Here is a 21,848-nt window from a genome sequence, read left to right as displayed (position 1 = left end):
GGCCGCGCGCGGCCTGATCGACCTCCTGCGCAACGACGCAAACCTCGGCTTTGCCGGTGCCGTGAACCGAGGGCTGGCCAGTCTGTCCGGCGAGGATGTGCTGCTTCTCAACAGCGACGCCGTGCTGCCGGCGGGCGCGCTCCCGCGCCTCGCCGACATCGCCTATGGCGAGGCCAATATCGGCACGGTGTCGCCGCTCTCCAACCGGGGCGAGCTGGCGAGTTTCCCCTCGCGCGCGGACAAGGCCCCGCCGCCGATGCCCGACGAGGCCCGGCGGATCGACGCGCTTGCCGCCACGCTTCAGACGGGAGCGGCGGTGGACATGCCGGCCGGCTCGGGCTTCTGCCTGTTCCTGCGCCATGACGCGCTGGCGGCGGTCGGGCTGCTTTCGACGCTCTATGGGCGCGGCTATTTCGAGGATCTGGACCTGTGCCTGCGCGTGCGCGCCAAAGGGTTCCGAAACGTTGCCGCCCCCGGCCTCTTCGTCCCGCATGGCGGCTCGCGCTCCTTCAGCGACAGCCGCACCGCTCTCGTCGCACGCCACCGTCGCCTCGCCGCCAAGCGCCATCCTCATCACCGCGACGAGGCGGAGGGCTTTGCGGCCGCCGATCCGCTGCGCCCGTTCCGATCGCGCCTGGAGGCCGCGCTCGCGCCCCCAGCGGGCGGGCGGCTCGTCGTCTTCGGGCGCGGCGACCCGGCGGCCGAGGAGCATCTGTTTCGCCTGTCCCGTCGTTCGACGCGCTGGCTCGCGTTGGAGTGGCGGCAGAGCGGCGGCGGGTTGCATCTGGCCTTCCGCGCGGACGATGCGGGGTCGCTGCCCCAGTCGCTCGACTTCACGGATAAAGATGAATGGCGCGCCTATCTCGGCGCGTTGCGCCCGGCCTCGATCGATCTCGTCGGCCCGCCACCCCCTGAGCCCCTGTTCGAAGCGTTGACCGTCAGGCGCGCGCCGATCGACTGGCTGCTGGAAGGCCCCGGCGCTCCCGCGCTCGTCGCGCCGTTTCAGGCCGCCAAACGCACCTTCTGGCGACGGCTTCAGACGGCTGACGAGGGGACGCATCGCCTCCTGTCCGAGACCGTGCGAATCGCGCCGCAGAAGCTTGCCGGCAAGATTGAGCTTGATCGCCAGCCGAGGCCGGTCACCCGCCCGACGCTCGGCGTCCTTCTACCGACGCTTGGCTCGCGCGAACAGACCTTTCTGCGCGCGCTCTCGGTGGCCTTCAGATCCGAAATACCTGAGGGCTTGGTCTTGGGTCTCGGCCGGGCGTTGGACGAGGATGCTTTGTTCGGCCTGGGCAATGTCTTCGTGACCGGCCCCGTGCGCGCGGCCGATCTCACCTTGCGCGCGGCCCAGTTCGGCCTTTCTGCCCTCGCCCTTCCCCCCATGGCCGGCGGCCACGCCCTGTTCGAGCGTCTGCGCGCGGAAACCGGCCTTCCCGCTGCCTTTGCCGATCCGGCCGCGCGCCGTCTTGCGCCCGCGCCCCATCACTTCATGGACCCGACCGCCCGTGACCGAGACATCGCAAACGCCCTCGTCGATTGGTTCGCTGATTGCCTCCCGCCGCCGCCGGCGTGACGACGCGCCGGGGCGTGCGTCTGCTGCCGACACGTCGCTACGGGTGCGTTTCGTGCGCAGCAGCGAAACGGTTCTGGAAGGCTATGTGATCGATCCCGTCGATCCCGAGCGCCGGCTCGCCGTGGAGCTTCTTCTCGACGGATACCCTGCGCAGCTCATGCGCGCGCAGCTTTTGGACCGGGAGGCGCTGGCGCTGGGCCGCGGCGACGGGTGCCACGGCTTTCGCTTCGTTCTCGAAGCCGGAGCATTGGCCGGTCTCGGGCGCGCCGAACTGCGCCTTGCCAATCTCGACATCGCCCTGGGCGAGCCGATCGATCTGCGAGCCGCCACAGGCTTTGACCCCAGCGGCGCGCCATCCGCCGGGGCGCAATGGGACGGCGGTCTCACAGTGAGCGGTTGGCTCGACATTAACCCCACGTCCGTAGCGCCCCGCCATGTGGAAGCGGTGGTGGACGGGGCGGTGGTTGCACGCACCGTGGCCGATCGCTGGCGCAAGGTGACAGCTGGCAACGCCGCGCGCCCCGTCGCGGGCTTCCGCCTCACCCTGCCGCGCTCGCTCGCCGATGGCCATCCGCGCGATGTGGAGCTTCTGGCGGATGGCCGGCCGTTGCCGGTCGGGCCGCTGACGCTTGTGGCCTTTCCGGACGGGCTCGCGGCCGATCTGAAAGCGCGTGCGGAATACGAGCAGGATGTGCCGCGCGGCGCGTTGTTCGACGCGATTTTGCCCGATCACGTGCCCTTCACGCTGTTCGAGGATTGGGACCGCCGCTTTCCGCTGGTCACGGCATCCGAGCCTGGCAACAGCCGTGTCGCCGTGCTCGTGGTCGGAGCGGGCGATGGCGAGGCGAGTCTTGCCGCGCTGGGCGATCATCCCGGCGGGCCGATGGCGATTCTGGCGCCTTTCGAGACCAGTGGCGGCTTCGACCCGGCCGCCGCGCGGCTCTTCCTTGAAACGGAAGCGGCCGATTGCGACGCCATTCTCTGGCTGCGGGCCGGCGCGCGGCTGCGGCCGGGTGCGCTGTCCCGCTGGCAGGCCGCGCTGGAGGCCGATCCTGCGGCCAGCCTTTGCTATGGCGATCTTCTCCTTCAGGCCGAAGACGGAACGCTCCAGCCCTTGGCCCTGCCGGCCTTCGACTATGAACGCGCGCTCGAACAATCGCTGTTCGAGACGGCCTTCCTGATGCGGCGGGACGAGGCGATGGACGCGCTCGCACGCGGCGTCGCGCATCTCCATCGCCTGTTTCTGGCACCGATCGAGGCGGGGCTGCACCGGCTCGGGCGATTTCTTCATGTGCCGGGTCTCGCTGCCATCTGCCCCATCCCGAGCCCTAGAGCCGAGGCCGAAACATTGGCGGCGAGCGTCTCGTCGCATCTGTCCGCGCGCGGCGTCGCGGCCGATCTTCGCCCGCGTCCCGCCATGACGCTTCCGGCTCTGCGTGTCCGGCGCAAGGCGGCGCCCGCGACGATCGCGCTGATCCTCGACGCGGACGATCCCTCACTGCCGCTTCGCGAGGCCGGCGAGGCGCTGCGGCCGGCAAGACGTGCAGGCGATGTCCAGCTGTTCGTGAGTGCCGGTATTCTCGACCCGTCCTTGCGCGAAGCGTTGCGGCTGGACGGAATCGAACTTCTGCAATCGAGCGGCGGGCGCTCGCGCGCCGCGCGGCTCAACGCGGCGGTGGAAGCTGCCCCCGCCGATCTCGTCTGCATTCTCGACGCGCGCCTGCGCCCGGTGGGGGCGGATTGGCTGGACGAACTGACGAGCCGGATCGCGGAAACCGATGTCGGCGCCGTTGCGCCTGTTCTTCTGGGTGGGGACGGCGCGGTGGCCGAGGCCGGCCGCATCCTCTCGCCCCTCGGCCATTCGCTCCCGGCCTTCGAAGGCATGGCATCGGGCGATCCCGCCTATGGGGACGCGCTCACGGTCGCGCGCCAGACATCGGGCCTTTCCTGGAGCGCCGTCCTGACGCGGCGCGCCGAGTTCCTGGCGCTCGGCGGCTTCGACGCGCTTCTCTTTCCCCATCGCTTCGGCGCGCAGGACTATGCCCTGAAGCTTCAGGCCTTCGGGCGGCGCGTGGTGCAATCGCCTGACGCCGTGCTGAAACTCTCCGCCCCGCCGCTGACGCTCCCCGGCGACGGGTCGCGCGAAGCCCGCGCGCTTCTGGCGCGCTGGCCGGGCGTCGCCGCGAGCGACCCGTTCCACAGCCCGCTTCTGCCGCGCGGCGGCTCGCTCCATGCCGGGCTCGCCTGGCCGCCCGGCTCGCTCGCCCCCCGCCGCTCGCAGGTCGCCCCGGCGCGCGCCGTTCCGCCCGGCTGGTGGTAAGGGGAAACTCGCTCGAAGGCCGCCCGCGCTTGGCCGCCGTCGTTGTCCTCTCTCAGGCGTCCGTCTCGGGCTCCGGCCTGTCGATCGGGCGCGGCCGGCGCTGGGCGTCGATGGCGACGAAGGTAAAGAGGCCGCGCGTGACCTGCTCGGTGTCCTCGCTTTCGCGGCTGCGCCGCCAAGCCTCGACGGAAATCTTCATCGACGTGCGTCCGACATGCACGAGCTCGGCGTAAAGCGTCACCTCGTCTCCGACGAAGACGGGCTTCAGAAACTGCATCGCGTCGATGGCGATCGTCGCGCAGCGCCCCTTGGCGCGCCGCGCCGCCGCCGCGCCCGCCGCCAGATCCATCTGCCCCAGGAGCCAGCCGCCGAAAATATCGCCGGCCGGGTTCGTGTCCGCCGGCATGGCGATGGTGCGGATCGTCGGCGCGCCGCGCACGCTCTGTTGGGGATCGATCGCCGTCATGTCCTTCGCCCTCGTCTGGAACCCTTCCAGACACGCTAGCCGGCCAAGCTTAACGCCGGCCTGCCGCCTTTCTCAGACATTGATCAGGTTGAGATAGATCGCCTTCACCACGGCATGGGTCTTGGTTTCCGAGCCGAGCTTGCGCATCGCGTTGCGCATATGGGTGACGACCGTATCCTCCGACACCGACAGGATGATCGCGGTTTCCGGCACGGTCTTCCCATGAGCGGCCCAGGCGAGCACGTCGCGCTCGCGGTCGGTGAGGCTCACCTCCACCAACGGCTTACCCTCCTCATCCACGAAGCGCTGCGGCTGCGCGCGAGCATGGGCGGTCAGGTCCATCATCCGCTGCGCCCAGTAGAGCATGACGAGATGCAGGTCCTGCCGCACGCGGGGGCGGGAAAAGAGCGCGATGAGTTCTTCGCGCCGGCTCTTCCAGAAGAAGACGCTGGAGCTGGAAAAGACGCGGCCGAGATGATCGGCGAAGTGATAGGGAATGGTCACGCCATTGGTGAAGCGATGGTCGAGCGCGGCCTCCATCGTCTTCAGTGCGCCGGACTTGCGCCCCCCGGCCTTGGCCGGCAGCGAGATGTCGCTCCAGAGAAAGGGCTTGTTGGTGCGCCGGGCCAGATCGACGCACGGGTCCACCTGAAAGAAACGGTTGGAGCGGTACTCCTCCTCCCACGCCTCGCCCGACGTGCCGATCGAAAACGGAATGCCCTGAAGCGGCGAGCCGGCATCCATGAAGGCGAAGCCCGAAAAGCCGTGGGATTCCACGAAGCGTTGCAGGAGTTCGGTCAACGCCTCGACGGTTTCGGCCGCCTCGATCGCCGACAGCATCTCTTCAACGCCCAAAAGTTTCTCCCCTGATCATGCGATGCCACCCGATCGTGCGACGGGCCAGGATCGACGCGTCGAAGAGATGCGGGATATCAGGTGGCCATATCAAATGAAAATCGCGCCGTCTTCGTTTTCGAAGCCGAGGACGCGCCTTTGGTGGGGGCGCTCAGGCGTTTTCGCAAGCGCCTGTTCGTGGACGAACTCGGCTGGGACTTGACCGTCGAGGGCGAAGAGGAGCGCGACCAGTTCGACACCGACCAAGCGCTGCATTGCGCGCTTCTAGAGTGCGATCAAATCGTCGGCGGCTTTCGGCTGACGCCGACGACGGTGCCCTATCTCAGCCGCGACGTCTTTCCCCATCTTGCTTCGTCCCGGCCCTTTCCCGCGCGCCCAGACTTCGCGGAGGTCTCGCGCCTCGGCGTGATCGGCGAAGGCTCCGTGCGCATCGAGCGCGCGCTGAAGGTCTACGGACTGATGATACATATCGCATCCTATCAGCGGCTGACGGGCCTCGTTGCGATCGCTGACCTCACCTACGAGCGCTTCCTGCGCCGCATCGGCATTACGACGCGCCGCTACGGTCCGCCGCAGGCCATCGGCACCGATCGCTTCGGCCGCACGCTGCATGCGGTTGCGGGCGAAATTCCCCTCGCCGACCAGCCGCCCCGGACGCTCGCGCGCCTTCGGTCCACTCTCCAAACCGTCGAGATTCACGATGCCCCATGCCTTTTCGGACCTCAGCGCCTTTCGGCGTGACCCGCTCCGCTTCTTCCTGTCGCGGGGCAACGGCTCGGCGGAGCGCCTGGAGCGGCTGCGGCTCGGCTTCACGCCGCTTTATCTCGTGGTGGATCCCTCGCTGGTGAAACCGCTCCTGAAAGCGCCTCCGGCCGAAATCGACAAGGGCCGGCTCATCCACAAGCTGCGCCAGATCGTCGGCAAAAGCTCGCTGACCATCAGCGGCGAGGAGCATGCGCGCCGGCGCAGGGCCATCCACGGTCAGATGGCCAAGGGCGTCGCGTCCACCTATGTCGGCGAAATCTCGGCGCTCTACCGGCGCACCTTCACCGGCCTCCTGCGCGAGGGCGCGTTCGACGCCCATAAGGTGACGGCCCCTCTGGCGCTGCGCGTCGTCTGCACCGTTCTGTTCGGGCAGGGCGTTCTCGGCCCGGTCGAGGAAGGCACGCTGATCCGCGCCGTGCATCTCGTCGAGGACGATCTCGCCGACGGCATGTTCCAGCTCGTCCCCTCGCCGCGCGCCGTCTGGCGCAAGCGGCGCAACCTCGCCAAGGCCAAATCCATGATGGCGGGCGTCGTGGACCGCGCACGGCGTCGCGCCAGCCCCGGCAGCCTCGTCCATCAGCTTCATCAACTCGGCCTGTCGGAAAGCGACCTGCGCGACGAAGTGCTGATGCTGATCCTGGCCGGCCATCACACGACGGGAACGGCGTCGGCCTGGGTCTTTTGGCATCTGGCCGCCGATCCCGCCCTCGCCGCCCGCATCGCCTCTGAAGCCGCCGGCCTCACCGATGCGGGCGGCGAACTCGACCCGTCCAGGCTCGCCTCGGCCTCGCTCAGCCTCGGCTTCACGCGGGAGATCCTGCGCCTCTACCCGTCGGCCTACTGGTTCTCGCGTGAGGCCATGGCGGATACGGAGTTGGGCGGAACCCGGCTGAAGAAGGGCACCTCGCTTCTCGTCAGCCCTTGGCACATGCATCGCGACCCGCGCCACTGGCCCGAGCCCGAGCGCTTCGACGCCGAACGCTCGCATGCGACGCCGGCCTATATGCCCTTCGGCGTCGGTCCTCGCGCCTGCGTCGGCATCGGCCTCGCCATGCTCGAAATCCAGATCCTCGTTCTGGAACTCGCCGCCGCTTTCGACATCCGGGCCGAGACGAGCGCGCCCTCGCTGACGCCCAAAGCCAGCGTCACCCTCATTCCCCCATCCCTCTCGGTTCGCCTCGCGGTCCGCACCATTGCGCGCCGCAACGAACCGCCCGCTTTTCCGCCCCTCGACCGCCGCTGCGAACAGGCTGCCTGACATGCGCAACACCAAATCCCTCGACCCGTCCGCCGCCCACGATCTCGATCTCGACTTCGACGAGGGCTGCGATCTCCAGGCCATCGCCGCCATGCTGCGGCAGATCGCCCGCTGGACGGAGGAGCATGGCCTTGCCGACGCGATTCATCATGTCGAGGAAGCGCGCGGCATCATCCTCAAGGCCCTTCAGGACGGACGGCGCATCCAGTAGCCGGCAGGGCCGGCGCCTCCCGCCGGCCCTTTGTTCCATCTTTGATGCGCGCAACTCTCTCGAGGTGATTTAGCGTCGCCGCACTTCCCGAGAAATATCACCCGCCAAGACGATCAGCAGGACGTTTTAACCCTACATTCTTTCTAAATCCTCTTGGAATACACGTGTCCAACTGCCGCGATGTTCAGAATCAGGTTGGAAGCGAAGATGCGAGGTCTTTATTGTCGGAAGAAGGCCCTTCATCACGCCGTGCGTCAGCTTCCCTTTCGTCATCGTCTCTCACAGAGCGAATCGATTTCTGAGAAGTGCGTTTCGCAGCGGGTTCTGAACCGACGCTCTGATGCTCGGCGGCTTGTGCTCGCGTTTTCGCCTATGGTCGCGCACGCGTTCGCTGACAGAGGAGCATGAGCCACCATGCCAGCTTCGGACACGACAACGCCTCTTGCCGCGAGCAAGGCCAGCGCTGGCACCGAGATCGATTTCGCGGCTCTGAGCCGGCGCGTCGAGACGGGGCTTTGGGTCTACGACTTCGACGCCGGGCGGATCATCTGGGCGAACGGGCCCGGCCTCGACATCTGGAACGCAGCCACGCTGACGGAGCTTAGCCAACGCGATCTGCTCTCCGACATGTCGGTGAGCGTGAAGCGGCGTCTTGCCCAGTATCTGCAGGATTTCATTGCCAAGGATGCCGTCTTTTCGGAATTCTGGACCGTCTATCCCGGTGGAATTCCCCGCCCTTTGCAGGTTCGATTCAGTGGCCTGCGCTTGGGCGACGGGCGCATGGCGCTTCTGTGCGAAGGGCGCATAGCGGAAATGCACGAGCACGAAGCCCTGCGCCGCGCCGATGCCTTGATCCATACGCAGGTGATGATTTCTCTCTATAATCGGGCTGGCAAAGCGCTCTATTCCAACCCGGCCGCCAGCCGGGCCTTTGCCGGCCTCGACGGCGATCTGGGCCGTCGCTTCGTCCATCGCCGGGATTATACGTCCCTGCTCGACGCTCTGGAACGGGCGGGCGAAGCCAACCAGATCGCCCAGATCCATACCGAGGGGGGGCGCCGCTGGCACGAGATGACGGCGCGCTTCTGTCATGACCCCGCGTCCGGCCAGCCTTCCATCCTGATCAGCGAAACCGATGTCAGTCGGCTCAAGGAAGAAGAAGAGCGCGCAAGCAAGATCGCCTATACGGACGCGCTGACCGGCCTGCCCAACCGCTTGGCGCTCGCCCCTATTTTCGAACGGATGATGGACGGGGCGCGGGTGCGCGACCGGCATTTCGGGATTCTCTTCATCGACCTCGATCACTTCAAGGCCGTGAACGATACGCTCGGCCATGCCTTCGGAGACATGCTGCTCAAGGAGATGGCCTGCCGCCTTTCCCGCCTGTGCCGCCGCGGCGACCATGTGGTCCGGCTGGGCGGCGACGAGTTCCTGTTCTTCGCCGCGTTCCGGGGCCGGGGCGATCAGCGCCTGCATAAGCTGTCGGGCGACATCATCGCGAGCCTCTCGGAACCCGTCCTCTGCGAAGAGCGGGTCATGGCCGTGACTCCGAGCATCGGCATCGCGCTCTATCCCCAGCATGGCGCGGATATGCCCCGGCTGATGCAGGGGGCCGATCTTGCCCTCTACGCGGCCAAGGGCAGCGGGCGAAACGGCTTTTGTTTTTTCTCCAGCGAGATGCGCGCCGCTTCGGAAGAGAAGCACGCGCTGGCCACCGATCTCAAGCGCGCGATGGCGCAAGGCGAATTCGAGGTTCATTACCAGCCGCGCCTGCGCGCGCGCGATCTCGTGCCGGTCGGGGCCGAAGCGCTCGTGCGCTGGCGCCATCCCGCGCGCGGGCTGGTGCCGCCCGGCCAGTTCATCGCCCTGTGCGAGGAGATCGGGCTGATCGGCGAACTCGGCCGCTTCGTCCTGGGCGAGGCGCTGCGCCAACAAGGTGAATGGCGCGAGGCGGGCTATCGTATCAGCATGTCCGTCAACATCTCGCTGCGCGAACTGTGCGATCCCGATTTCGCGCAGGAAGTCGCCGTCGCGCTGGCCGCATCCGGATGCCGAGGGCCGGAACTCGAGCTGGAACTGACCGAAACCCTGTTCCTGGACGACAGCGCGCCGGTGCGTGCCAATATGGAACTGTTGCGCGCCATGGGCGTGCGCATCTCGATCGACGATTTCGGAACCGGCTATTCCAACTTCGCCCGGCTTCACGAAATGTCGGTGGATTGCATCAAGATCGATCGCAGCTTCGTGCGCGCCCTCCCCAAGAACCGCGCCTTGACCGAGGCCGTGATTTCCATGGCGCGTTTGATGAAAGCGCGGATCGTCGTGGAAGGGATCGAGACCGAGGAACAGGCCGCCTGGGTGCGCCGCTTCGACTGCGACGAAATCCAGGGCTTTCTGTTCGGTCGCCCCATTCCGCCGGCCGAGTTCATCGCCGGCCTTCAGATATCGAAGACGACGCCCGAAGAGGAATTGCGCCGCATCATCTTCGGCTGATGCCAGCGTTTGCAAGACAGGGGCGCGACGCTTCTCCAAGCGCCACGCCCCGATCATGCGCCTCCCGCCTCAGACGGCGTGGACCATGGCCTCACGCGCCCAGAAGCGCAGAGCCGCGCATTTTTGAAGGAACGCCTCCGCCCCGCCCTTCGATAGAGCGATCACGCCCTCGTCCGCTTCCACGCCGGCCTTGGCGAGAAGCGGCGCAGCCGTCTTGGCATGAGCGATGAACTTGGCGTGGGCGAAGGCATCGGACACGAAGTCCTTGGCCGTCGCCTCGCCGGTCAGAAGCGTGGCGCCGTCAGCCGAGGGCAGAAGCACCACCGCGTCGTAAAGAACGGACGGGCCGCCATTCACCTTCTGCTTGGGCTCGCGCACCGAACCATCGCTGAGCGTGACGCCGCCGACCGTCGGCCCGACGAGTTCGACCAGCGCGCCGGCCGCCTTCGCCGCCGCTTCCAGTTCGCCGAGCAGCGCGGCGTCCGTGCCATCGGTGACGAGCACGCCGAGCTTGCGGCCCTTGAAGCTCTTGGGGCCGTTCAGCGCGATCGAAAGCTTCCGCGATGGCTTGAGACCCTGCACGACGGCGCGCGCCGGGGCGACCGCATCGGGCAGAGATTTGAGCCCCAGTCCGTCCGCGACCTTTTGGGCCAGATCGTCGTCGATGTTGCGAAGATGCGAAACGACGCGCTCGCGGATCACCGGCGTTTCGACCTTCGACAGCTCGAACACCAGCGCGTCCTTGATATGGGTCTGCTCGACCTCGGTCTGGCTGATGAAGAACTGGCGCGCCTGGCTGTAATGGTCGGCGAAGAGTTCGGCGCGGATGCGAAGCTTCTGTCCGCCCATCTCCTCGGGCCAGGAGCGGAAACCACGCTCGGGGTCCTCGCGCGGGCCGCCGGCCGCCCCGCCCCAGGAGTTCGGCTCGTAATTGGCCCGCCCCTTGGGATTGCGCATGGCCATGTGCCCATCCTGCTGGAAATGGGCCATGGGGCAGCGCGGCGTGTTGATAGGGATATGCGTGAAGTTCGGCCCGCCCAGACGCTTCAACTGCGTGTCGAGATAGGAGAAGTTGCGGCCTTGAAGTAGCGGGTCGTTCGAGAAGTCGATGCCGGGCACGACATTCCCGGTCTGGAAGGCGACTTGCTCTGTCTCCATGAAGAAATTGTCCACCGTGCGGTTCAGCGTCAGCTTGCCGACCGGGCGCACGGGCACGTCTTCTTCGGGGATGAGCTTGGTGGCGTCGAGCACGTCGAAGGCGAAGCGCTCTGCGAACTCCTCGTCGAAGAGCTGGAAGCCGAGTTCCCATTCGGGATAGTCGCCGTTCTGAATGGCTTCCCAGAGATCGCGGCGATGATAGTCCGGGTCCATGCCGTTCAGCTTCAGCGCCTCGTTCCAGACGACGCTCTGGAGCCCCAGCACCGGCTTCCAGTGAAACTTGACGAAGGTGGACTTGCCTTCCGCATTGACGAGGCGGAACGTGTGGACGCCGAACCCTTCCATGAAGCGGAAGGAGCGCGGGATCGTGCGGTCGGACATGATCCACATGGCCATATGCATGGCCTCGGGCGTGAGCGACATGAAGTCCCAGAAATTGTCATGGGCCGTCTGGGCCTGCGGAAAGCCGCGATCGGGCTCCTGCTTGGCGGCATGGATCAGGTCGGGAAACTTGATCGCGTCCTGAATGAAGAAGACCGGGATGTTGTTGCCGACGAGATCCCAGTTGCCCTCCTTCGTATAGAAGCGCACGGCGAAGCCGCGCACGTCGCGCGCCAGATCGGCCGAGCCCTTGTTTCCGGCCACGGTCGAGAAACGCACGAAGATGTCGGTTTTCTCGCCCGCGCGCTGGAAGAGGTCCGCGCTGGTGAGATCGGACAGGGATTCGTAGGTCTCGAACACGCCATGAGCGCCGAAGCCGCGCGCGTGAACCACGCGCTCGGGAATGCGCTCATGGTCGAAGTGAAACATCTTGTCGCGGAAGTGGAAGTCTTCCAGCAGCGTCGGCCCCCGACGCCCCGCCTTCAGCGAGTTCTGATCGTCCGAGACTGGAATGCCCTGGCTGGTGGTCAACACCGGCACGTCGCCTCCAGCGGTCTGATGCCATTCGCCGCCCGGCCCCGGCGTTGCGTCAGCAAAGCCGCCCGTCGTCTTCGAAGACGTCGTGTCCATGGAACTCTCCTCGTGCCGCCATGCCCGACATCCGGTCATGGCCAAGCTTGGAGGGCTCATAGCTGCGGCAGGCTGGAAACTTTCCAAGGCGCGATGTCGCCCCGCACCCTGGAAAGACCGCTCCTGCGGGCTTTCTAATTTTGTGGCTGCGACTGGTTCACCGGCACCGCTCCTACGATTTGAAAAGCCAGGCGAAGAGCGATTTGGGGCTCGCGTCCATATGGGCGACGACCACAAGCTGACGGATTTCGCCGCGCCGATAGGCGGCGAGGAAGCGCTTGTAATCCTTGAAGGACACGCAGCCGTTGGAGTCGCCCCCCTTGCCCAGCATATAGGTATGGGCGAGCAGACCGACGCGATTGTGGATCTTGCCCTGCCCGCCGACCGGGGTCAGTCGGAGGGCCTGAACGCCGTGGAACAGGCTTTCGCGCAAGGTCAGCTTATACGTATGGGGCGGCGTCGGCCCCCGGTTCTTGGCGTGAACGAAGCGCGGATTATCCCGCATGGGACCAAGGCCGGAATGGGCTTCCAGCCGTTCGCCGTTCGGCAGATACACGGTCTTGGCCGAGATGTCGTAGACGGCCGTTCCATTGCCGATCCTGGGGCGCAGGGCCGGCGGGTCGACGGCGCTCGGGTCCATGCGCAGCGCGCCGGCATCGGGCCTTGCATAGGCGAGAACCGGTACGTCGCGCGCCGGCTTGACGGGCTGGCGCGGCACAAGGGTCGGCGCGGGCGATGGGGCGGGGCGAGACCTCGCCGCGGCGACGCGCGTCGGCGCGCCGTCATTCTCCTCCTCGTCGTCCTCGTCTTCGTCGCGTTCTTCCGGCGCGCGGCTGAGGAGCGGGCGTGCCGTGGGCTTGGGCACCAGAAGCTCGGCGAGTTCCTGCGCCGCGCTATCAGGCGTATCGTCCGCGTCGTCCGTGTTGCTGGCGATCGCATCCGGCTGCCGGCTGGCGACCTGCGCTTCGGCTAGGGCCTCGTCCTCCAGCGTCGCCTCGGCCACGGCTTCGGGCGCGGCCGGAGCGCGCGAGAAGCGGGAGACGGCCGCCAGATCGGGCCGATCGAGCCCGTGGAGCGAGCCGTTCATGCGCCCGGCGGTGAAGCTCGTCGGCGGCGAGATCAGATGCGCGATCGTGACGGGCAGCGCGTCATCCTCGTCCGACGCGGCAGCCTCCAGCGAGGCCGCTGCCGAGGGTGCGTTGGCCACCGGCATGGCGGGCGTCTCGACCCGCCGGCCGGTGCCATGCGCGAGGCGCGCCGAGCGCGCGGCGGGTGGGCTGGTCTTCTGGGCGAGCGAAAGCCCGGCGGCGGCTCTCGAAAGATCCACCGCCGCGCCGGGGTCCAGCCCCTCCCCGATAAGGGCGAAGACAGCCGGCATCCCGGTGGCGCCCAGCGCCAGAACGAGCGCCATGGCGCAGCCACCCCAGATGAAGCGGGGCAGGAGACGGCTCGCTCCGCGCGCGGAAGAACTCGAAGGGCGGCTCTGCGGCGCAGCGCCGAACTCGGGGGTCAGGTCGAGGGTCATGAAGAGTCCGGCGAACGACATCCTGTAAAGCCGGCGGTCGAGCCCGAAGGGTCTCGGCCGCCAGCCAAGCCGGGTCAGAATGCGCCCCTTATGGTTACCAAATCCTCTCGGCCCGGCTTGGCTGGCGGTGTCGTTCTCATTCCTATGGGGCGGGAGCGGGGCGGGAGGCCACGCGAAACGGAAGACGCATGCGCCCTCCTGTTCCCATGCTCCCCGGCCGGGATTGGTGCGATGCAGCAGTCGCTAACCAGTTCCACCGATTCTCGGCATGGGAGGCCGGATCGCAGCTCGATAGGAAGAATACCTTAGGATTGCCGTGATGTTCTGAAGCGGCCGCGAGCGGCTCGCGATCCAGGAGCATGAATGAAATGCGCATGACGGTGTCCCGCAAGCTGATAGGGCTGACACTCCTGTGTCTTGTCGTCATGACAGGCATTGTCGGCCTTCAGCTTCGCTTTCTCAGCGATCAGGTCTGGGCGGATCGAAACCTGTTTTTGAAGGCGCAGATCGACGCGGCGAGTTCCGTGATCGAAAGACTGGACAAGCGCGCCAAGGCCGGCGAGTTCGACGTGCCGACAGCGCAGGCCATGGCGAAGGCCGTGCTGCGCCCGATCCGCTTCAACAACAACGACTATCTCTTCTTCCACGACTACGAAGGCCGCCGCGTCATGGCGCAGGACCCGTCCGAGGAAGGCTCCAGCGCCTGGGACAAGAAGGACGCCAACGGCAATCTCTACATTCAGACGATGATCCGCAACGCGCGCGCGGGCGGCGGTTGGACCGACTATGACACGACCCGCACGGGGCAGGAGGGTCTGTTTGCCAAGCGTGGCTACAGCCGGGCCTACGAGCCTTGGGGCTGGTCGATCTCGACCGGCATCTATGTGGATGACGTCAAGGCCGTGATCCACGATGCCGCGCTGCGGGCGGTTCTGTGGAGCCTGCCGGGCTTCGCGCTGATCCTTCTGGCCGGATGGGCACTCCATCGCAGCATCCTGCGCCCGCTCGGGCAGTCGATCGCGCTGGCGCGCGCCATCGAAGGCGGCGACCTGACCAAGGTCATCGCGGCCAAGGGCTCGGACGAGTTGGCGGACCTTCAACGCACGATGGGCGAGATGAGCGCGCGGTTGCGCGAGATCGTGGGCGGTGTTCTCGTCTCCTCGGGCAGCGTCGCGTCGGGCTCGACCCAATCGGCCGCCGCCGCCGAACAGATGTCGTCGGGCGCGGTGGAGCAGGCGGCCGCCTCGGAACAGGCCTCCGCCGCGATTGAGGAAATGTCCGCCAATATCCGCCAGACCGCCGAGAACGCGGTGCAGACCGAGACGATCTCGACCCAGGCCTCGCGACGCGCGGTCGAGACGGGCGGCGCGGTGGAGCAGACGGTCGCAGCCATGCGGGAGATTGCCGAGCGCATCGCCATCGTGCAGGACATTGCCCGCCAGACCGATCTTCTGGCCCTCAACGCCGCCATCGAAGCGGCACGCGCCGGGCATCACGGCAAAGGTTTCGCGGTGGTGGCCTCCGAAGTGCGCAAGCTCGCCGAGCGCAGCCAGGAGGCCTCGCGCGGCATCGAGACCCTGGCCGGGCAGACGCTGAGCGCGGCGGAGAACGCCGTTACCCAGCTTCAGCAGCTCGTGCCCGATATCAGCCGCACGGCCGAACTCGTGTCGGAAATCTCGGCCGCCTGCCGCGAGCAGTCGATCGGCGCAGCTCAGATCAGCCAGGCCATCGTCCAGCTCGATCAGGTGACGCAGGCAAGCGCCGGCGCGGCGACGCAGATGGCCGCGACGGCCGGGCAGCTCTCGGGCGAAGCCAGCCGGTTGAACGAGCAGGTCGCCTTCTTCCATCTGAACGAGACGGGCGCGGATCGCCGCGAGCCGCCGCGCGTGGTGGAACACGAGCCGGAGATGAAGCTGGCCGAAGCCCCACGCTACCGCCGGGCCGCCTGACACGAAAATGGGCTGGCCGAACCCTGCCATGGTTCGGCCAGCCCCCGCAGAAACCCAAGCGAGCGCGCCGCAAGGGCGCTCGACGTGACGTCAGAGCAGCGTGCCCTGGAGCACCAAAAGCGCGACGCTGAAATAGATGACGAGACCGGACACATCGACCAGCGTCGCGACGAAGGGCGCAGAGGCGCTGGCCGGGTCGAAGCCGAGGCGCTTGAGGGCGAAGGGCAGCATGGAGCCCGCCAGCGAGCCGAAGGTGACGATGGCCACCAGCGCGAGGCCGACCGTCAGCGCGATCAGGAACCAGTGCGGCCCATAGTCGAAAATGCCGGCCTCCTGCCAGATGGCGATGCGGGCCATACCGATGACGCCGAGAAACGAGCCGAGAGCGGCGCCCGTCGGCGCCTCGCGCAGGGCGACGCGCCACCAGTCCTTGAGGCGAAGCTCGCCCAGCGCCAGCGCGCGGATGATCAGCGAAGTTGCCTGACTGCCCGAATTGCCGCCCGAACTCATGATCAGCGGGATGAAGAGCGTGAGCACCACGGCGCGCTCCAGTTCGTCCTCGAAATGCTGCATGGCGCTGGCCGTGAGCATTTCCGACAGGAAGAGAACGGCCAGCCAGCCCGCGCGCTTCTTGAGCATCGTCAGGAAGCCGATGTCGGGATAGGGCTCGTCCAGCGCTTCCATGCCGCCGAACTTCTGCGCGTCCTCGGTCGAGGCCTCGATCATGGCGTCGATCACGTCGTCCACCGTGACGATGCCGAGCACATGGCGCTTCTCGTCCACCACGGGAATCGCCAGAAGATCGTATTCGGAAATGAGATGGGCGACCTCTTCGCGGTCGGCCTGCGGCAGGACGGTGATCGGCGCGTCGTAGCGCGCGACCGAGCCGACCGGCGCGTGCAGATCGCCCGAGATCAGGCGGCGCAGCGAGACCGACTTTTCGAGCCGGCGCGTCGTGGGGTCGATCACATAGATCGCGTAGATCGTCTCGCGCGCGCCTTCGACCTCGCGGACGTGCTTCAGGGTTTCGCCGATCGTCCAGTTGGACGGCACGCTGACGAACTCGGTCGTCATCAGGCTGCCGGCGCTGCCCTCGGGGTGGGTCAGCAGCGAATCGACGACGGAGCGGGCTTCACTCGTGAGCAACGCCAGAAGCTGCTCGCGCGGCGGCTCCTCCATGTCGCGGAAGAGATAGGCCAGACGGTCGGCCGCCATCGCGTCGAGAATCGCGGCCGCCCTGGAGGCGTCCAGCGAGGCGAGAATGTCCTGCGGCTCGTCCAGCGAGGAATGGTCGAAGACCTCGGCCGCGACATCGATCGGCAAGCGCGCGACGATGAAGGCCGCAGCTTCCGACGACAGCTCGTTCAGCTTCTGAACGATATCGGCGACGTGTTTACCCCGAAACTCCTCGGCTTCCTTCGTCAGCTGGTTCAGCCACTCGGTGTCTTGTGTGTCTTGCATAAGTTCGCTCCGGGCCGCCGCGCGGGGTCCGGCCACGAACGGGGCGCGCCTAGAACAGGGCGCCCGGCGGCAAGACCATACGCGGCCACGTCAATCGACTGCTACTGTCGCTTGGCATCGAGTTTCGGGTTCCAGTGATGGCCGGAGGAGTCAGAACGTCGTGGGCTCCGGCACGCGCGCCCCATGCCACTTCTCGAAGTCGTGATCAAGGGCCTTTTCGCACTGCAACACAAGATAGGCGTGCGGGGCTTATGCCGAGATGGTGCGGCCTCAACCAAGGCACGGCGACGGAGCGCGTCAGCCACGCTCGAACAGGAGGCTCGCCGCTCCAACCAGCCCGGAATTGTCGCCGAGCAGCGCCCGGCGCAGCGGCACGGAGCGAAAGGGCGGCAGAACGTTTCGGCGCATGGCAGGCGAGATCAGCGGCTCCAGCCGGTCGAACTGGTGCGACAGGCCCCCACCCATGACGATGACGTCCGGGCTGTAGAGATGCAGGAGATTGCCGAAGCCGAGCCCCAAAAGCTCGGCCTCTTCCCCGACGAGGCGGCGCGCCAGGGCATCGCCCGCCCCGGCCGCGTCGAAGACTTCGGCGGCGCTGAGCGTTTCGGCATTGGCATGGAGCGTCGAGCCCACGTCCTCGCGTGCCGCGCCCCTCGCTCGCGCGACGAAGGCGGGACCGGATGCATGGGCTTCGAAACAGCCGTGCGCGCCGCAGGCGCAGGGCGCTCCGCCCTGCACGACGATCATATGGCCGATATGAGCGGCCATGCCCATGCGCCCGCGCAAGACGCGCCCATCGGCGATGACGCCGCCGCCGATGCCGGTGCTGACCGTCGCATAGACCATATGATCGAGCCCCCGCCCCGCGCCGAAGCGCCATTCGCCGATGGCAGCGGCGATCCCGTCGTTTTCGAGAAGCACAGGCCGACCGCTCGCCGCTTCCACGGCTTGGGCGAGCGGAAAGTCGGTGAAGCCGGCAATGGTCGGCGTGGAGAGCGCGATGCCGTTCGGCGCGTCGAGCGGCCCCGGCGCGGAGAGACCGATGCCCAGAACCGCGCCGCCCGCGCGCTCCGCCATGGCGCGGGCGAGCGCGGCGATCTGCGCCACCACGGCTTCGGCCCCTGCGGTCGCGGCCGTCGCCATGGCCTCGCGGTGGAGAACCGTGCCGGCCTCGTCGATCAGCGCGCCCCGGATCTGCGTGCCGCCGAGATCGATGCCGATTGCGAGCCGCTCAGAGCCCATGCAGCCAGGCCGTGCGCGCGGCAAGATCGGGCGCGTTGAAGGCGAGCGAGCCGAGAACCACGGTTTCCGCGCCGGCTTCGCGCAGAAGCGGAACCGTGTGCTCGCGAATGCCGCCATCGGCGGCGAGCACGATGCGACGGGGCGCATTCGCCGCCGCAATCAGCGCCTTGGCCTCGCGCAGCCGGTCGCCCGCCGCCTCGTTCAGCCCCTGCCCCTTCACGCCGATCGCGGTGCCGAGCAGCGTCAGGAAGGAGAGACGCGGCAGATAAGGCGCGACCTCGGCCACCGGCGTTTCCACCCGCAGAACCATGCCGGCAGGGATGCCGAGAGCGTCCAGCCGGTCCAGCGCGGCCTCCGCCACGGAGGCGTTCTCGACGTGAAGGCTGATGAGATCGGCGCCCGCTTCCGCGAACTGCTCGATCTGCGACAGGACGACGGCGTCGGCCACCATGAGATGCACATGGATCGGCTTGTCCGAGACCTTGCGCAGACCCGCGACGAGATCGGGGAAGAACAGGAAGGCGGGCGCGAAATGGCCGTCCGCGACATCGACATGGAGAATGTCGGCATGGGCGTCGATGCGCGCCATCTCGTCGGCGAGGCGCACGAGATCGGCGGACCAGACGGAATATTCGCCGATCAGCCGGTCGGTCGGCAGCCGGTCGATCCAGCCGGCATCGCGAAGGGTCGAACTCATCGGGGAAGCTCCAGAAGAAAGGCGGACAAAGCCTGATGCAGGTCGGCGAGATAGCGCGCGCGGTCGCTCGCCTTCGGGGTGATTTCGCTGAAGCGCGCGCCGGGGATCAGCCCGGCCAGCGCTTTGGCATGGGCCAGCGGATGCACGACATCGCGCTCATGTCCGACAACGAGCGTCGGCACGGAAAGCCGAGCGAGCGCTTCCGCCGAGACGCCTGGCCCGTCCACCGAGACGGCCCGCAGGAGCGCGGAGGTGACGCTCAGCGGCTCGCGCGTGAAGAAGGAGCGCAGCGAGGCGAGATTGTCGGGGGCGTCCACCGCCAGCCGCCGGGCGGTGCCGCCGGCCTCGAAGCGCTGCCGCCCCTCCTCGCCGCCGGACGCCGCGATGAGCTCGCCGACTTCGGCATTGGGCCGCATATTGGTCGGTGCGCGCTCCAGAACCCAGGCCGGGCGCACGAGGAGCAGGCCGGATACGAGATCGGGTCGCAGCACGCTAAGGCGCAGCGCGATGGCCGCGCCCATGGAAATGCCGCCGACGACGACCGGCCCCGCGCCTTCTTCTTCGATCGCGGTGATCAGATCGTCGGTGAAGGTCGCGATCGACAGGCGCGACAGCGCGCCGGCCTCCGAGCGGCCGTGGCCGCGCATCTCCAGCGTTTTCAGGCGAAAGCCCGCGCTGGCCGGGAAGGCCTCGCGTGTCTGTCCGCTGTCGCCGCAAAGCCCGTGCTGGAAGAAGACGGGCGCGGCCGCCCCGCCCGCATCGTCCAGATGAAGGCGCACGCCATCGGATGTGGTGATGTCGCGCCCACTCATGCGCTTTCGCTCAAAGCCGCTTCAGCCAGTTGCGCGCGCAGGAAGCGCGCAACGCCCGGCGCGTCCGCCGCCTCCAGCCCATGGGTCACGAGCGCGCCCCGGAAGCCGATGGAGCCGAGTGCGCGGAGATAATGGGGATAGTCGAGAACGCCTTGGCCCGCCGCCACGAAAGCGCCATCCGGCGCGCGGTCCTTGGCATGACCCATGGCGATGCGATCGCCTAAGAGATCGACGGCTTCGGAGACGAGCCGGCGCTGCTCGTCGAGGCTCGCGATCTCGAAGAGATTGGCGGGGTCGAGAACGATGCGAAGGCGGGGGCTGGCGAGGTCGTCGATCAGCCGGCGCGCCTTGGCCGCGCTGTCCACGACATTGGCGAGCTCCGGCTCGATGCCGAGGGTGATGTCGTGACGCTCGGCGAGCTCGATCGCTTGTGCCATCTCGCTGATAAGGTCGGCCCAGGCGTCGGGCGCATCATTGTCCGGGTGGCCGCGCCACTGGTCGTCCGGGTCGCGCGTGCCGGTGCAGAGCGTGACGAGGCGTGTGCCCATGCGGGGCGCGGCTTCGGCCAGAACTGTCAGGCGGCGCAGCCCCGCCGCGCGCACGCCGGGATCGGGATGGATCATGTTGTAGGTGCCCGAGAGGGCGGCGAGTTCCACGCCGCTCGCCTTGGCGGCCTCGGCGATACGCGCAGCTTCCGCTTCCGGCACCGCGTCCGGCATGGAGGGCAGGCCGGAACAGGCCATGTTGTATTGCGCGGCGGTGAAGCCGGCCTCGCGCACGGCGCTCAGCACCGTCTCCGGCTCCGTGCCGGGAAAGGTTTTCGCAAAAATGCCGAGGCGCATCACACGCCTCCCGAAACGTCGGCGAGCGCCACGCGCTTCCCGCCCGCTTCCACCGAGCGCGCGATGGCGACCATGCCGCGCACGGAGGCCAGACCATCGTTCACATCGGCGCCGGTCATCGGCCCGCCCTGAAGAACGGTGCGCGCGAAGCCTTCCAGCTGGCGGCGGTAGAAATGCCCGTCCGCGCCGAGCACGCGATGCGTCGCCCCATCCGCCTCGCGGAAGATATCGACCTCGCTCGATTTGTAGTACCAGGGATTGAAGGTCTTGCCGAGGACGCTGCCGTTGCGGCCGTAGATCTGGAAGCCCTCGTGCCAGTCCATGCGCACGGCGACGGTGAGATCGAGATGGCCGAGCGTGCCATTGGCGAACTCGACATCCACGAACCAGCACCACATCCCGCCGCGCTCCGACAGGCGTGCCTCCACGGCCACGATATCCCCCGCGAAATAGCGCGCGGTGTCGATGAGATGGCAACCATGGGCCAGCATGTAATAGCGGCGCAGGTTGGCCTTGGGGTTCTCGGAGGGCTTGCGCGCCCGCGCGCTGGTGACGACCAGCGGCTGCACGGCGTCGGTCATCGGATAGCGATGGGTCGAGTCGCAATACCAGGCTTTCAGCGCGACGAGATCGCCCATTTCGTCGTCGATGAAGCGCTTGGCGGCCTGAAGGCCGGCATCGTAGCGCTTCATATGTCCGACCTGAAAGGTCAGGCCGGAGGCGGCGACCGCCTGTTTCAGCGCCTCGGCCTCCTCCACCGTCAGCCCGACCGGCTTTTCGCAGAGGACATGCTTGCCCGCTTCCAGCGCGCGGATCGAGGCCGGAACGTGGAAGGCGTCGGCCGTGGCGATGATGACCGCCTCGACCTCGGGGTCCGCCAGCATGGCATCGTAATCGGAGAAGGACTTCTCGGCCCCGTGCGTGATCGCCATGCGCTCGCGCAGATCGTCCGCGACGTCGCAAATGGCGAAGAGATCGGCGTTGGCCGCCTTGGTGCAGCTTTCGAAATGGGCGGCCTGGGCGATCTGGCCGGCGCCGAGAACGCCGACGCGAAGACGCCGGTCTTCCTTTGGGGGCATGGAATGGTCCTGACGGGAAACAGCGATTGGGAATGCGAAGGCGGAAGATGTCGGTGGCAGGCCAGGGCTGAGCCCGAAGCAGGATCCGGATGGAAAGCCGCCCTCCCCGACGCCTCGATCCCTGCAAC

General features: G+C 67.4%; 16 protein-coding genes and 1 pseudogene. 7 read left to right on the top strand and 10 right to left on the bottom strand.

Annotation, left to right across the window (positions count from 1 at the left end; translation table 11 throughout):
• Both NS365_RS11490 and NS365_RS11485 read left to right on the top strand, forming a co-directional pair.
• Window positions 1-1,576: pseudogene (locus NS365_RS11490) on the top strand (glycosyltransferase); the annotation flags it as partial.
• Entirely contained in the window at window positions 1,509-3,896 is a 2,388-nt protein-coding gene (locus NS365_RS11485; protein WP_153003732.1) for a hypothetical protein, read from the top strand. The pseudogene NS365_RS11490 and the gene NS365_RS11485, both read left to right, overlap by 68 nt.
• Before the next feature lie 52 nt (window positions 3,897-3,948).
• On the opposite strand, the gene NS365_RS11480 is transcribed toward NS365_RS11485, so the two are convergent.
• On the bottom strand, window positions 3,949-4,362 hold the full coding sequence (locus NS365_RS11480) for an acyl-CoA thioesterase (RefSeq protein ID WP_058600417.1): 414 nt from the start codon (window positions 4,360-4,362) through the stop codon (window positions 3,949-3,951).
• Window positions 4,363-4,434: 72 nt separating this feature from the next.
• Complete coding sequence (locus tag NS365_RS11475) at window positions 4,435-5,217, bottom strand: helix-turn-helix transcriptional regulator (RefSeq protein WP_153003731.1); 783 nt, start codon at window positions 5,215-5,217, stop codon at window positions 4,435-4,437.
• An 81-nt stretch (window positions 5,218-5,298) separates the two neighbouring features.
• On the opposite strand from NS365_RS11475, the gene NS365_RS11470 reads away from it, so the two are divergent.
• The 4 genes from NS365_RS11470 to NS365_RS11455 all read left to right on the top strand — a co-directional run bounded on the left by NS365_RS11470 (window position 5,299) and on the right by NS365_RS11455 (window position 9,944).
• Window positions 5,299-5,958: an acyl-homoserine-lactone synthase gene (locus tag NS365_RS11470; RefSeq protein WP_058600415.1), complete on the top strand. Its 660-nt coding sequence runs from the start codon at window positions 5,299-5,301 to the stop codon at window positions 5,956-5,958.
• Entirely contained in the window at window positions 5,918-7,240 is a 1,323-nt protein-coding gene (locus NS365_RS11465) for a cytochrome P450 (protein ID WP_058600414.1), read from the top strand. Before NS365_RS11470 ends, NS365_RS11465 begins: the two co-directional genes overlap by 41 nt.
• Window position 7,241: 1 nt before the next feature.
• Entirely contained in the window at window positions 7,242-7,451 is a 210-nt protein-coding gene (locus NS365_RS11460; protein ID WP_058600413.1) for a hypothetical protein, read from the top strand.
• 414 nt (window positions 7,452-7,865) lie between these two features.
• On the top strand, window positions 7,866-9,944 hold the full coding sequence (locus tag NS365_RS11455; protein ID WP_058600412.1) for a putative bifunctional diguanylate cyclase/phosphodiesterase: 2,079 nt from the start codon (window positions 7,866-7,868) through the stop codon (window positions 9,942-9,944).
• 69 nt (window positions 9,945-10,013) lie between these two features.
• On the opposite strand, the gene NS365_RS11450 is transcribed toward NS365_RS11455, so the two are convergent.
• Together NS365_RS11450 and NS365_RS23540 are read right to left on the bottom strand one after the other, a co-directional pair.
• Window positions 10,014-12,113 carry a catalase gene (locus tag NS365_RS11450; RefSeq protein WP_058600411.1) on the bottom strand — a complete coding sequence of 700 codons (2,100 nt, stop codon included), beginning with the start codon at window positions 12,111-12,113 and terminating at the stop codon, window positions 10,014-10,016.
• Between the two features lie 172 nt (window positions 12,114-12,285).
• Window positions 12,286-13,638, bottom strand: a complete 1,353-nt coding sequence (locus NS365_RS23540; protein ID WP_244498429.1) for a DUF2778 domain-containing protein — start codon at window positions 13,636-13,638, stop codon at window positions 12,286-12,288.
• 374 nt (window positions 13,639-14,012) lie between these two features.
• Between NS365_RS23540 and NS365_RS11440 the strand changes: the two genes are divergently transcribed.
• Window positions 14,013-15,587: a methyl-accepting chemotaxis protein gene (locus tag NS365_RS11440; protein WP_193753427.1), complete on the top strand. Its 1,575-nt coding sequence runs from the start codon at window positions 14,013-14,015 to the stop codon at window positions 15,585-15,587.
• Between the two features lie 90 nt (window positions 15,588-15,677).
• Here the strand turns inward: NS365_RS11440 and mgtE are convergent, their stop codons facing one another.
• From mgtE to NS365_RS11410, 6 genes are all read right to left on the bottom strand, one after another.
• Window positions 15,678-17,048 carry a magnesium transporter gene (gene mgtE / locus NS365_RS11435; RefSeq protein WP_058600409.1) on the bottom strand — a complete coding sequence of 457 codons (1,371 nt, stop codon included), beginning with the start codon at window positions 17,046-17,048 and terminating at the stop codon, window positions 15,678-15,680.
• A 297-nt stretch (window positions 17,049-17,345) separates the two neighbouring features.
• Window positions 17,346-18,290, bottom strand: coding sequence for an ROK family protein (locus tag NS365_RS11430; protein WP_058600408.1), 945 nt, complete (start codon window positions 18,288-18,290; stop codon window positions 17,346-17,348).
• Window positions 18,280-18,987, bottom strand: a complete 708-nt coding sequence (locus NS365_RS11425) for a ribulose-phosphate 3-epimerase (protein ID WP_058600407.1) — start codon at window positions 18,985-18,987, stop codon at window positions 18,280-18,282. Before NS365_RS11425 ends, NS365_RS11430 begins: the two co-directional genes overlap by 11 nt.
• On the bottom strand, window positions 18,984-19,799 hold the full coding sequence (locus NS365_RS11420) for an alpha/beta fold hydrolase (RefSeq protein WP_058600406.1): 816 nt from the start codon (window positions 19,797-19,799) through the stop codon (window positions 18,984-18,986). The genes NS365_RS11425 and NS365_RS11420 overlap by 4 nt, the downstream gene beginning before the upstream one ends.
• Complete coding sequence (locus NS365_RS11415; protein ID WP_058600405.1) at window positions 19,796-20,641, bottom strand: sugar phosphate isomerase/epimerase family protein; 846 nt, start codon at window positions 20,639-20,641, stop codon at window positions 19,796-19,798. Before NS365_RS11415 ends, NS365_RS11420 begins: the two co-directional genes overlap by 4 nt.
• Window positions 20,641-21,720 (bottom strand): Gfo/Idh/MocA family protein, encoded by a 1,080-nt coding sequence (locus NS365_RS11410; protein WP_058600404.1) that lies wholly within the window; start codon window positions 21,718-21,720, stop codon window positions 20,641-20,643. Before NS365_RS11410 ends, NS365_RS11415 begins: the two co-directional genes overlap by 1 nt.
• Between the last annotated feature and the right edge of the window lie 128 nt (window positions 21,721-21,848).

It is taken from the genome of Aureimonas ureilytica, from assembly GCF_001475935.1.
GTDB lineage: Bacteria > Pseudomonadota > Alphaproteobacteria > Rhizobiales > Rhizobiaceae > Aureimonas > Aureimonas ureilytica_A.
Note: the sequence above shows the minus strand (reverse complement) of the source record. Positions and strands in the feature narration are given on the sequence as shown.